Genomic DNA, 13,519 nt, shown 5'->3' with positions numbered 1-13,519 from the left:
CTTCCGTAAATTATATCGGTAAGGTGACAAGCCTTTTTATGACGCTGAGTCAGTCTGGGCTGCGCCCTGCTGACTAATACGCACTGATATCAGCCGACACATCTGCTTGTTACCTATGATTTCTTCCGAATGTTCGCTTCTGGCACGAAGCGGACGTTGTGCAGGCCAATGTCCGCTTTGAGCGATCAACAGACCTTGCTAAATGCATTCTGTGTGGAACAACGGGCAGCAAGTCAGTATTAATGATTGATACAATGTCATGCATTAGGATCTGCTCAAACTTAGTCAGATGAATGTGCCTTCATGATGGTAATAAAAATGAGCTCAGTCATAGTTATATCTGGTTTTTCAGCGCCGTCACTCAGGAGGCTCCGCAATAGCCATGCATCTGTATATGCAACTACAGCATCAGCCTGCTCTGCATTCAGACCGAAGTGATCCTGCAAAATTAAACTATGCGTCCGGACCCAATGCATAGCACTCTCTCTTAATCGCGGGCGGCTGACAGCTGCTACAAACAGTTCATATTCTCTTAAAAGTCGCGTGTGCTGTTGCAATGTCCAGAAAAGAAACTCTGTCAACTGGACTTCGGGCGCTTCAGATGTACTTTCGATGAACCATTTCAAAGTTTGTGCTTTAAAACTATCAATAGCATTTCTTACAACAGCATCATGCAGATCATCAAGCATTCTGAAATGCCACGTAACAGTACCGGGCGAAATATCCAGTTCAGCGGCTACTGCTCTTTGTGTACAAGCGTGAAGCCCTTCATTCCTGATTATTTCTGATGCAGCTTCGAGAATCAGTTCTCTGGTGTGCTCGCCTCTCGCACGCGAAACACGTTCACGTTTATCTTTACCTACGATCACAATACAAGCTCTCCACTCACACAATCAGTAAAATGGTGACCGCAACGGGCCTTGTACCTGAATTCAAAAGACTTTACGTGCTTAAATCAACATACAAAGTCTTGCGACATATTGCTGAAAATACATTTCCAAAATTGGTTAATTCTTTACAATTGCAAACCTGAACCAGGCCAACATCGTAAAAGATGTCGCGGATTGATGACTACTGACCTGAGTTATTAAGTATTATTGCGGCAGTTCGGCACTGCGTGCAGTTTTTTACCCCTCGCAGATGTGACCCAGCATTCAGATGCATCATAAGCATCGATTTTTTTAGGAAGAGCTGTTACCAGGTTATCAGCCTTATCCTTATCTGTAACGGATACATGTCTGTACACACACTCATTCTTCACTGGATTGACCTTCACAGCAGCAGAGAGCGAAGACACTGTAAAAAAAGGTTGAAAGATTGAATGTGAGCATTTTTATACTACATTTAATCTTATCAATCGCTGACCAGATATTTTATTTTAGCAGGTAAACCGAGCGGTAAAATCACCTTAAGATTAGGCTAAAGTTCGATTTTAATGATAAGCGAAGAGTAAGTTAATCCTCGTGCAGTGCACGGTTAATAGAGCATAACACTTATTTTAAAAAAATACTGTTCCCCCCCCAAAACAAACAGCCAGAAACCAATCAAAAAGGCATTAACTTCATATAAGAATCCTTCTTATCAAGAAAAAAATACAAATAAAAAATAAATTTTAAACTTTAGATAAAACACATAAGAAAATAATGTTCTCAGATGTAAAAATAAAAAAATATTTTTTTTAGTATAATGTTTCTCACATTTCTATCCGATATACGGGATGTTAAAAAAAACCATTTTATAGATTCCTTGTGAGGATGAATTGATGACGATCACAAAGCGGTTAGCACTGGCATTTTCTACACTCTCGCTTACATTAATAGCACTCTCTATAACGGCCGTAATGGTGTTAACTGGATTTCAGACAAGATTTCAGTACGTACAGGAAAACACTATTCCTTCGGTCGCGATACTTGATGACATGATTATAGACAGCAACTCTCTTTTAGTTACGCTCTACAGGCATCAGAGCTCCAAAAGCATTGAGCAGCAGGCCGAATTAGAAAAAGAGATTGAGGCAAAAATTAACGACATAAAAATCAGGAACCAAAAATATCTCGATAATTATCTTTCAGGTAGTCAGGATGAAAAATTAAGCAGGCATGCCTTTGTCATCTTAAAAGAAATACAGGCAAGGCTGCATGTTTTTTTAGAAGGTTCAAGGGCTCAGAATGATAATATTACACTTCCTTCACTTCAGAACTCAGAGGGTATTGGTGAGTCCATTCGCAGTCTTATTGAAGGGTATAAAGAACAGCGCAAGATAAACATTGATGTCAGCAACCAGTTCAAGCTGGATAACCTCAATATTTATCAGAAAACACTATGGACTCTTATTTGTTTTTCTTCAGCAGCCGTCCTGATATTAGGTTCCTATGCATTAAGAACTATATTAAGCATCCGTCGTCAGCTTAAAAATATTAGCACGCTGTTTAATCATGCTAATGAACGACTCGATCTGACTCTGCATGCAGACGATACGAGCAAAGATGAAATAGGAGACATGGCCAAAGCATACAATCAGCTGGTTCATAAAGTCGGAGTATCACTTACGACAGTTAGATCTTCAGCTCAATCTGTCAGTACGGCTTCAGCGCAAATTTCAGCTGGCAACGAAGATTTATCGTCGCGGACAGAAGAGCAGGCTGCTTCACTGGAGCAAACTGCAGCCAGCATGTCTGAACTCAGCGAGACGGTAAGACAAACAGCAGAAAATACCCAGCTTGCCAGCAAATTTTCTAAAAATGCATGTGATATATCTGAGGATAGCTCGCTCAGAGTTAAAGACATGCTGGGCACTATGGCAAACATAAAGAGTAGCTCTGCCAAAATTACTGACATTATTTCTCTCATTGAGGGTATTGCGTTCCAGACAAATATTTTAGCATTGAACGCAGCAGTAGAAGCAGCACGTGCGGGAGAACAGGGGCGTGGGTTTGCAGTTGTTGCAGGTGAGGTGCGTAATTTAGCACAGCGTTCTTCTGCTTCAGCAAAAGAAATTAAAGATCTGATTGAGTCGTCGATGGAGTACGTTGAAATTGGTGTTAATCAAGCCGATGGTGTCGGAAAAAATATAAGCCGGATGAACGATGCGGTGCATCAAGTAACCAGTCTCGTTGATGAGATCGCAGTAGCTGCGCAGGAACAGTCTCAGGGAATAAGCCAAATACATCAGGCAGTAAACCAGATGGATGATGTAACTCAGCAGAACTCAGCCCTTGTCCAGGAGTCATCAGCAGCCTCACGGTCTCTGATGGAACAGGCAGCTTCACTAAATCACCTTGTAAGCGTATTTACTGTCACGGAATCAGATGTCGCCGCGAAAACAGAAAAAACTGTTTTATCTATTCATTCAAACGACGTTGATAAGGTGATGCACGTTAAAGAGGGGGGGAACTGGAAGCGTTTCTAAGCGCGAATCAATAAGAAAAATCAGAGACTACTTACAAGTAGTCTCTGTAAATAAAAAGTCATGATAATTCCTGACCCGTTATTAAGTAAAATATATTGACCATTTCCACATCAGTGCATTACAGGTAAATTTTTTATTTAATTCTTGAAGCTGTGATTTTCTATTAATCAAGAGCATTATAAATAAATAAATAAAGATTGTTCTAAACCGACAAAACATAAAAATCATTTATTTTCATTTTTTAATTAGAGATGCATTGATGTTTAGCTTTTAACCTAAATTAATTATCTTTTCAAGTTTTAAATTTTTTAAGATAGGAAATTTCAGTATGAGATTAATTCCAAATCCTGTTCTTTATATTTAAAAGTAACTTGCCATACTATATGTGAGACAACAGAATGCATGCTAAATACAAGCTTTTTGAGGAAGTTAAAGAACGGTCTGATTTTATGGTGGAACAGCTCAGTGAAGGTGATTACAGATCTCCGGAAGTGTATGTAAATAACCTATTGCATCTCATTAACACTTACTCTGAGTTTACTGAATTCATGAGCGATGCAGAATTTATTAAATGGACGCAAATCAATCACCCTATAGCATTGATTGAAGTTGCTATGACAGAAAGGATTATAATGGCCGTACAAAATTTCCTCTTAATTCCTAAGAAAGGATGCATTTAAAATTTCACCACAATAGAGATTGTCGCTTTTCTGTCAGCTTACAAACGACTGGCATGCCAGTCATAAAATCAGAGAGATCTTTCTTACCCGGTTTTACTTCCCGGTAAGGCACATGGGTGTCATGTATTAAGTCGGTCAGGCACAGATCCGTAAACACGCCCAGGTCTGGCTGAAATGTCCTGACCGTATCTTTACGCAGCGCCATGAAGGTGTTTTGAGTATCAACTTAATGATCTCCTGATGCTGCTACATTATTTCTGTAGAAAAGCATGTCAGGTCGGGAAGATTCCCATTCATTGAGATTATAAATTAATTTTTATAAAGATTTTAAAGAGTGGGTATGATGAACACTGACTGACTAATAAAATTCAGGCGTTACCAAAAATTTGCAACTTTTTACGCGCATCTTATTTATAAACCAGGAGAATATGAAGTATATGCCAGGACACAGGCTTATGATGATCGAAAGGCTGAGTTCGCAGTTGGAAAACTTTTGAACGCGTGTCTCCGCATGTGTGTATATTTGTTGAATAAATGCGCGCTTTTTTAGCATGTTAACGTTTCACTTGATAATAATATTATCAGTCGGTACCAGAATTTTTTATCCACTGGATAGTGAAAATAAAAGGGTCATTAAACGATAAGCGTTGAATCAATAAGAAGTATCAACTGGAGCTCAACCTTGCTGATTTCGCAAGATACTGTGGTTTCCAAATAAAGCATACCGAGAGGCAATTGAAGGACAGATATGATGCTTCTCGTACGCGAATTGCCCGGACGAACATAAGCTTCGTGGAGAGCATACCCGATATTTTTTTGATCGACGCTGATAATAATGACTTCGTTTTTAAGTGAAGCGATGCGTCACAGTGCATCGCTCAGATATTTTCCTGCTGAGCAGGAGAACGTTCTAATAAACCTTTGTTTGACCTCATCAGAACCGATTTATTTAACAGAGAAAGAATATGAAAAACATAAGAATTGGAATCAGACTTGGTATCGCTTTTGGCTTCATGGCGCTACTGGTCGTGCTTATGGTGCTGATTGGCATCGATAAAATCAACTCGCTTGGCAATGCTAACGATGAGATATCAGGCAGCACTTACAGTAAAGCTGCCGCTTCCCAATCGCTTCGCTTCTACACGTCAGACATAGGCCGTCTTGCAAGAAATGCCATTCTCCTCAAGGACGGGTCGCTGAGAAACAAAGCCATCCAGGATTACCGCAGCGAAAGGGATGCGGTTGACAGTCTGATGGCACTCCTCACTAAACAGGTCAGTTCACCACAGGGCATAGAAATATTCTCCCTTGTTAAAGCCCGGGCTAAAGTTTTTCTGCCATTTATTGATGAAGTAGTTGCGCTCGCGCAGCAGGGGAAGAGTGATGAAGCCACACAACTGCTCTTTGGGCCGCGTTATAAGTCACAGAGTGACTTCATGGCTTCAATCAAAGAGCTGCAGAGCCACCAGGAAATGCGCATGAGTAGTTCTGCTGCACAGGCGCACAATGACCGGTCGGAAGCTTTGACAATTCTTATTGCCGCCGGTGTTGTTGCTGTTCTGCTGGCGGCCATTTCTGCCCTGATTATCTCCCGGAGTATCACACGTCCTCTTCAGGAAGCAGTAGAAGCCGCAGGGCGTGTGTCACGCGGTGACCTCAGCGGTACCATTCTCACTGGCCATAAAGATGAAACAGGCATTCTGCTGTCAGCCATCCGTGACATGCAGGACTCGCTGATTAACACCGTCAGCCAGGTGCGAAACAATGCAGAAAACGTCGCCTCAGCCAGTTCCCAGATTGCGCATGGGAATGCTGACCTTTCACAGAGGACCGAAGAGCAGGCCAGCGCGCTGGAGCAGACTGCTGCAACAATGACGCAGCTTGGCATGACCGTGAAAAACAATGCGAACAACGCCCGCCAGGCGGTTCAGCTGGCGGTCAGCGTGCGTGATGTGGCCAGTAAGGGCAGCAGCGCGACGGGTGCCATTACCGGCACAATGAAATCCATCAGCGAAAGTTCTGATCGCATTTCCGAAATCACGGCCGTAATTGATGGGATAGCCTTCCAGACTAACATTCTTGCACTGAATGCGGCCGTCGAAGCTGCCCGCGCGGGTGAACACGGTCGCGGATTTGCCGTCGTGGCAAGTGAAGTCAGGTCACTGGCACAGCGCAGTGCCACAGCTGCCGGCGAGATACGCCAGCTTATTGAGGCAAACGCGCACAGCGTTGAACAGGGTAATCAACTCGTCGTTCACGCTTCTGAAACCATGTCGGATATCCAGTCTGCGGTCGGGAAGCTCACGGATACGGTAGAGGAAATCACGTCAGCCAGCGCGGAGCAGGCCCGCGGCATTGAACAGGTGGGAATTGCGGTAACAGAAATGGATAGCGCCACGCAGCAGAATGCTTCTCTGGTTGAGGAGTCCGCCTCTGCAGCTGCAAGTCTCAGGGAGCAAGCTGAACTGCTACTCCAGGCTGTTTCCGTGTTCAGTCTTAGCAACCAGGCAGCACCTGTTTCTGTTAAAGTAACTGCAACTGCTGCCAGACCGGCATTCCAGACTGATTTAGCCAAAAACCGCCAGGCAAGTGGCGCTGAAGGCTAGACGCATTTCTGACTGAGATACCGCGCATTTGTCATGCGCGGTTATCAAAAATGGCTGCTAAGAGCGAAAAGCGGACTTTTTGACATTAACTCAACACTTATTCTATAAAGACTGCTCATAAAAAAGGAGTTTTGAGTTGAAAATCTATACCTACCCAAAAAGCAGATCCCTTAGGGTGCTTTGGGCGCTTGAAGAAATTGGGGCAACTTACGATACCATCAGAGTAGAGCTTTTTAATCCAACATCTGATGTGAAATCCCCCCATCCTTTTGGAAAAGTACCTTTTTTGGTTGACGGAAAAATATCAATCAGTGAAACCTTAGCTATATGTATTTACCTGTGTGAAAAACATCAAAATGGTACTCTTTACCCCGCAAATCCTGAAGAAAAAGCCTCCGTTAATGCGTGGTTGAGCTTTAGTCTCACCGACTTAGAAGCGCCGGTCTGGAGTTTACTGAAACAAAATGTATTCATTCCAGAAAACCAACGATCCACTGACTTAATGAATTCCCTTAGAGACGAAGCAACCAAGGTCATCTCCCGGATCCGCTTCAATCCGTCCCATACCTGGATCGCCGGGGACAATTTTACTCTGGCCGACATTTTCCTCTCTCATTCGTTGCTATGGGCAAAACTATGCGGATTAGAAATTGACAAAGAAACGGACAGTTACATAGCCAGAGCCATGAGCCGACCAGCATTCGTGAAAGCTCAGGAAATGAATAATCTCTAACGAGTTTGTAATATCATTGAGATGCATTCACGGCAGTAAAAAGCGCAACGTCCGCTTCTGGCACAGAGCAGACCTTGTTTATGCTTATACTTTTTGAATTAGAACCCCTGCTACATAACCTACATAATTGATATGCTATCGAAACTGGCAAATCAGGAAAAAATTCATGGACAAGAGCACACTGGTTATACTCTTGAAATTCAAGCGCTGGATTGACGCTGAAACGCTAAAAGCAGTTAAAGGTATCAGCGAATCTGCTTATGCAGAAAAGCGTCATCTGATGCTAAGACTGATGAACCATATTCATGTGGTAGACATGATTTTTAGAGCAAATATTTCGGGTCAGCAGCATGGTTACACTGCCCTGAACACCCCTGAAACACCCTCAGTAGATGAGCTTGAGATCGAAATGGACGACTGTACAAACTGGTATATCCGGCGCGTAAGCTCAATGTCTCCTGCTGATTTAAGAGAAACTATTAAGTTCAGCTTTGTCGATGGTGGTGAGGGAGAAATGACTGCTACAGATATGCTAAATCACATGCTTTTTCATGGAACTTATCACCGTGGGGCTGTAGGCTGGTTAATTTCTGAGTGCGAAGGTGTTCCGCCGAAAGATGTGCTGACAGTTTTTCTGAGGGATCATAATCACTGACAGATAAGTTCCTCAGCCCATCACCTATCCAGCGGCTTTGAGGGCCGCTTTGGCGAGAAGCCTACCTTAACGACCTGCGATGGCGATAAGTTTGGGCTAAAAATTTTCAGAGACAATGCTTAGAGCTCTCTCAAAAGTCTGGCTGGATTGCCAGCATACACCCCTTTAATTAGCACAGGCTTTGTAACCACGCTACCTGCACCAATCACCGCACCACTGCAAATGTCAGTTGTTAAGATAGTTGCTCCGCTCCCCACGGTTATCGCGTTACCTAATACGATATGTATCCAGCTTTCTGCAGAAGCATCAGGACCGCCATTCTTGAACAGGTCGTTAGCAAAGGTTACGCCATGGCCTATAAAACAGTCCTTACCCAAGGTAACATTCTCACAGATAAAAGTGTGAGACTGTACTCGGGTTCTGTCGCCTATAACGCATCCTTTTTGTATCTCTACAAATGGCCCTACAAAAACATCATCGCCCAGTTGACACTCATAGATGTTTACCGGCGTGATTACTTTCACATTTTCACCTTGTTTTACGTCACGAATGCCACTTTCAATAACCTTCATATGAGCTGTATCCTTCCTCGAGATGATTCGGCTAAAAGCTTGAATAGGTTTTTAGCTTCACCAGGTGCCCAAATTAACCTGCTTTCACTCATTCACGCACCATGATGATCGCAATGTCCGCTTCTGGCACAAAGCGGACATTAACATGCGCATCTGTCCGCTTTGTGCCAAAAACGAACGTTAACGCTTTACTCCTTTGAATCTTATTTTAGCGATTCCGCCAGCGTAACAACCCACAACTCACTGTCCGACTCCGGTTTCTTCAGTGGCTTCAGGCTAATGGTCGTGGCAACCGGCTTGTCATCAACCTTAAGCGTCCCCTGCTCCGTCACCCGATAATCCTTACGCTTCTTACCTTCAACCGGATCCTGCATCACCGCTTTCACGCCAAAGTCATTATCATTAGTGATCGCCAGCGTTTTATCGTCGATCAGCGCCAGCCCTTCGGCTTTCTCCTGCTGCCAGCCGAGCTGACGTAAATCAACCACCCGCTTTTTAGCGGCAAACTTAATGCCGCGTTTCAGCAGCGTTTTCTCGTCGTCAAACTCCGGGTATTCACCGGGCTTATCAAATGCTGAAAGCTCGGTAGCCGGGCTAAGATCCACCTTATAGACAAGGTTGCGCATCGCATCGTTTTTATCGGTGCCCTGTTCTATCAGCAGGATATGCTGATTGTCGATCGCCACGATATCGCCAATTTTTGCGTCACTGTTTTTACTGTAAGCCTCGCTGTCGATAGGGTAACCATACATCGCGGTTTTCCCGGTCGCCGGATCGAAACTCACCAGGCGGGTAAAGCGCGCCTGCTTTTTGCTTTTACCGTCGATATTAAGCGTGCTCTGCACCGCGGCAATGATACGCCCATCGGGCATGCGGGTGATCCCCTCAAAGCCACGGTTTGGCTGACGCCATTTGAGTATGTTCGGCAGACCGCCTGCGATGGATTTCTCCCCTTCGGCTGCCTGCGGCCCGTGAATGGCCAGGATTTTACCGCGCTCATCTACATTAATCAGGAACGGACCATACTCATCGCATAGCCAGTATCCGCCCTTGCCATCCGGCGTAATGCCTTCTGTATCCAGACCACGGTTGTCACCCTGCAGCGCTTTCAGCGTATCGCTTAGCGCGACTTCATTAGTTGATCCAATGACGCCATCCTGCAACGGCAAGCCGTTTATATTGCCCTTATCGTCATGCAATGGTCGGGCATCCGTGGCCTCGGCTTTGCCCTTCTGCACCCGAATATTCATCAGCAGTGGAGCGAAGTCCGGCGTGACGAATATTTTTGATTCTTTCTTACCGACATCAGGTGAGTCGGCATTGGGTCCGCGATCGGTGACGGTAACAAAGGTCAGCGCCTCCCCCTGCTTACCGGTAAACAGCAAACCGGAACCAATACCCACCGGCAGACCCTGAGGAAATGCGCTGGCGAATGCCCCGTTGTAGCTCACGCGCGTTCCTTCAGGGAAACTGACGACGTCGCTTTCAACTTTCGGCTGTGCCGCTAATGTTGATAAAGAGAGTGCGCAACCGATAAGCAGAGAAATCGCTTTTATTTTCATATTTTTATATCCGTTAAGGAAAGCCACGAGCCTAAAGAATAAAAGTGACAGAAAAATGAAATCACCGGGAAACATTGGCGGTTAACAGAGTGATTATTTTCCCGTGAGCTCAGTGGGATGGACCTGTCTGTTCAGACAAAACGATCAGGATTATGACATCAGTAAACGCAGGTGCTCTGGTCAGCGATGCTCATATTCAAAAGAGTGTGGCGGATCGCGCAGCGTTCCCCCCTCGTATTAGATTGACACTGTTATATCCCGCAAAAGATGTTTACATTTGTTCAGCAAAATTATCGGCCGCTCAGCAAAGCGTGAGCGCAGGGAAGAATCGTGGTTATCGTCATCAAACTCACACCGCAAACAGAGGCAGAGAATGTATGAGGGAGATTGCACCTGATGGAATAACCGGGATGCCATCACGAACGGCAGCCTATCTTTGCCGTCAGATTGCTGGTCTGGTCAACGTCGGAAGACTGAGCCCGGAAACCTGCCAGCGCATCTTCGTTTTCTGTGGTATCAGGCCGTCACATGCGCAATGGCGTCAGTTTCTTATCCCGGTGCTTAGCTTTCTGGGGTTGCTGTCACTGGTTGCCGGGTCGGTATTTTTTATTGCCTGGAACTGGGCCTGGCTGCCGAAGATGGCGAAATTCGCCCTGACCGAACTGCTGATCGTCGCGCTGGCGGTAGTGGTCTGGTGGCGCTGGTACAGCACGCTGGCACGCAGCGCATTGCTGGCAGCAGGATTAAGTTTCGGTGCTCTCTTTGCGCTTTACGGACAGATTTATCAGACGGGTGCGGATAGCTGGGAGCTATTCCGGGCCTGGTTATGCATTCTTCTGCCGCTGGCGCTGATTGCCCGGCAAAACAGCCTGTGGTTTTGCAGCTGGCTGGTCGCTAACCTGGCGTTCCAGCTCTATTACACCGCCACGTTGCCGACGTCACTGCTGGAGCTCGCCGTGTCTGACAGCTTCTTCTGGCTCCCGACGACAGTGCTGCACGTCTATCTGGCGCTGCTGGCAGCCTGCCTGATTATCAGGGAAGTTCTGGCCTGTCGGGCAATAACGCATCATCCTGAGAGCTGGCTGGCAAGCCGCTGGTTCTCACGCGTCATGGCCGGATTTTTACTGCTGCTGCTGACCGCCATCGTGGCCGGAAATATCTCTGACGGGCACGGTGCTAACCACTTTACGTTAGTCACGGGCGGCTGGGTGGCCACCCTGCTGGCAGGCTATTACCTGTACCGTTATCGCCATGTTGATCTCTGTATGCTGACGCTGGGCATCGCCAGTCTGACGATTGTGGGCTGCGCACTGATCATGCAGTTATTCCTTGTGGCCTATGTTACGGCTGACCTGTATCTGACCGGCGTCCTGATGATTTTCTGGGTGGCGGCAAATGGTTCGATCCTGCTGAAGTGGCAGCGCAAACTGGCTGAAAAGGGACCGCTCGATCAGGCTCCGGCCAGGCTGACCTTCCTGGAAGATGCCCTGCGTCATCAGGGCCTGCTGAGCGACGCACAGATTAGGGAGATTCAGCAACGCGGTCACGCATCCAATCTGCCCTGGTATCTGAGGCTGGCGCTGAGCGTCGGAGGCTGGGTCGCCGCGCTCATCACTCTGTTACTGATGGCGCTGGTGCTCTATAGCACTGACCTGCTCGACGACCCGAATGCTGTGACCCTTATCGTGCCTTCACTGGTCCTCGCCGTGATTGCCCGCGGCCTGTTACGCAGCGATCGTGACGGTAAGTATCACCTTGGGCTGGCATGGGCCATTGCGGCGACGTGTGGGCTGGTTATCGGCGTTGTGTTACAAATCCAGAGCGATGACGTCAGCTTTATGATGCTGAGCTCACTGTGCGCATTACCGATTCTCGCGGCGATGGCGGTGGCGATGCCTGACAGCACTTACCGATTTATGGCCATCACTGCCCTGACTTTTTTTCTGGTGCTGGCGGGCTATTTACTTTCCCTGCTCTACCTGTCGCCAACGGCAGGCCGCGTTGCTGTTTCCCTGCTGGTGGCAGCGGTGATGTTTTTGTGGCTGTGGATTGTCAGTCATCAACTGAGATTACTGGCAGGACCCTATGCTGACGCCGTGCATCCCCTGCTGTATGGCATCCCGGCGGGTCTGATGGTGCTGAGTTCACTCGGCATAAACGCGGCGGTTCTCATGAATTTACTCTGGTCTTCTGCGCAGTTTTCTATGCTTCAGCCTGCGACAGGCACCGGTATTGCGGCAGGCTTAGTGCTGAGTGCGCTCAGTCAGAAAAAGAGCAGTCAGCCGCTGTTTTCGATCATCACGCTGCCCGCCGCCGTTATCTGCGGGGCTGCCGCCCTTTATGCGCCGGGTATCGGGCTGGGATTGTGGTTAATTCTGATGGCACGTTATCAGGGAAGTCCGGGATTGCTGGTGGTCAGTGGCGGGTTCATGGTGCTGTATGTCATTGGCTGGTATTACTTCCTGGAAGTGCTGCTGCTGCATAAAGCGCTGTTGCTGCTGGCTGGTGGTCTGATTTTGCTGGGGCTGGCGTGGGTCGTCACAAAAGTGTTACCCGCACAGATCGGAGGTACGAGTGAGAACGCGTAAAAAGAGCCGATGGCTGACAGGCGCGGTGATAGCGCTGGCGCTGGTGACCGTTAATGTCAGCATCTGGCAAAAAGAGCAGTTGCTGAAACAGGGCGCGGTCATGATATTACCCCTTGCGCCGGTTGACCCGCGCTCCCTGATGCAGGGTGATTACATGGCGCTGAATTATGCCCTCACCCGACCGCTGGAGCAGAACCTGTATCAACAGGCGGTGGCCTGCGGCGCAACCCGGTCAGCGCCATGCCTGCCCACCAGCGGAACTCTGATTGTGGACCTCGATGCGCAGCGTCATGCAACTCAGGCCCGGTTTGATCAGGGTGAGCCGCTACAGACGAATCAGCTACGGGTAAAATACCATCAACACTCCGGCTCGCTGACCGTCGGCACCAACGCTTATTTCTTTCAGGAAGGTCATGGCGAGCGTTTCACGCAGGCACGATACGGGGCATTTCGCGTGGGGAGCGACGGCACAGCACTTCTGACGGATCTGCTTGATGAACAGGGAAAGGTGATTCAGCCTTAGCTATGCAAGACGCTCGCTGAACAGCACAAAACAGGCTGGCAGACGGCCTTGATAGCTTTTACTAAAAGGGTTTCTGTAACAGCGCATCACGATGCCTTCGCAAGCCTTCGACCATCGTTCTGGCCTGGTTAGCTTAACCCGTCATAGCCTCAGCTGAAAAACGGGCAATACGCTTTCAAAGCGCCATGCTG

Annotated in this window: 10 protein-coding genes; 7 read left to right on the top strand and 3 right to left on the bottom strand. The window is 47.1% G+C overall.

Going from position 1 to position 13,519, the window contains the following annotated elements; genetic code table 11:
- Positions 1-281: 281 nt before the first annotated feature.
- Entirely contained in the window at positions 282-869 is a 588-nt protein-coding gene (locus tag K6R05_RS19255) for a TetR/AcrR family transcriptional regulator (protein ID WP_262390922.1), read from the bottom strand.
- 893 nt (positions 870-1,762) lie between these two features.
- Here K6R05_RS19255 and K6R05_RS19250 point away from each other — a divergent pair.
- The 5 genes from K6R05_RS19250 to K6R05_RS19230 all read left to right on the top strand — a co-directional run bounded on the left by K6R05_RS19250 (position 1,763) and on the right by K6R05_RS19230 (position 8,083).
- The gene (locus K6R05_RS19250) at positions 1,763-3,409 is read left to right on the top strand and encodes a methyl-accepting chemotaxis protein (RefSeq protein WP_222925539.1); all 1,647 of its coding nucleotides are present in this window, start codon (positions 1,763-1,765) and stop codon (positions 3,407-3,409) included.
- A gap of 398 nt (positions 3,410-3,807) precedes the next feature.
- A complete protein-coding gene (locus K6R05_RS19245) occupies positions 3,808-4,089 on the top strand; it encodes a hypothetical protein (protein ID WP_222925538.1) in 282 nt (93 codons plus the stop codon).
- 965 nt (positions 4,090-5,054) lie between these two features.
- Positions 5,055-6,695 carry a methyl-accepting chemotaxis protein gene (locus K6R05_RS19240; protein WP_222925537.1) on the top strand — a complete coding sequence of 547 codons (1,641 nt, stop codon included), beginning with the start codon at positions 5,055-5,057 and terminating at the stop codon, positions 6,693-6,695.
- Between the two features lie 136 nt (positions 6,696-6,831).
- Entirely contained in the window at positions 6,832-7,428 is a 597-nt protein-coding gene (locus K6R05_RS19235) for a glutathione S-transferase family protein (RefSeq protein WP_222925536.1), read from the top strand.
- Positions 7,429-7,594: 166 nt separating this feature from the next.
- A complete protein-coding gene (locus K6R05_RS19230; protein WP_222925535.1) occupies positions 7,595-8,083 on the top strand; it encodes a DinB family protein in 489 nt (162 codons plus the stop codon).
- 119 nt (positions 8,084-8,202) lie between these two features.
- On the opposite strand, the gene K6R05_RS19225 is transcribed toward K6R05_RS19230, so the two are convergent.
- A complete protein-coding gene (locus tag K6R05_RS19225; protein ID WP_222925534.1) occupies positions 8,203-8,655 on the bottom strand; it encodes an acyltransferase in 453 nt (150 codons plus the stop codon).
- A 203-nt stretch (positions 8,656-8,858) separates the two neighbouring features.
- Positions 8,859-10,217: an esterase-like activity of phytase family protein gene (locus K6R05_RS19220; protein WP_222925533.1), complete on the bottom strand. Its 1,359-nt coding sequence runs from the start codon at positions 10,215-10,217 to the stop codon at positions 8,859-8,861.
- 377 nt (positions 10,218-10,594) lie between these two features.
- Between K6R05_RS19220 and K6R05_RS19215 the strand changes: the two genes are divergently transcribed.
- Complete coding sequence (locus K6R05_RS19215; RefSeq protein ID WP_222925532.1) at positions 10,595-12,805, top strand: DUF4401 domain-containing protein; 2,211 nt, start codon at positions 10,595-10,597, stop codon at positions 12,803-12,805.
- Positions 12,792-13,328 carry a GDYXXLXY domain-containing protein gene (locus K6R05_RS19210; protein ID WP_222925531.1) on the top strand — a complete coding sequence of 179 codons (537 nt, stop codon included), beginning with the start codon at positions 12,792-12,794 and terminating at the stop codon, positions 13,326-13,328. Before K6R05_RS19215 ends, K6R05_RS19210 begins: the two co-directional genes overlap by 14 nt.
- Positions 13,329-13,519 lie beyond the last annotated feature (191 nt).

Origin of the sequence: Pantoea alfalfae (genome assembly GCF_019880205.1) — a bacterium.
GTDB classification, from domain to species: domain Bacteria; phylum Pseudomonadota; class Gammaproteobacteria; order Enterobacterales; family Enterobacteriaceae; genus Pantoea; species Pantoea alfalfae.
This window is presented reverse-complemented; position numbering and strand designations above follow the sequence as displayed.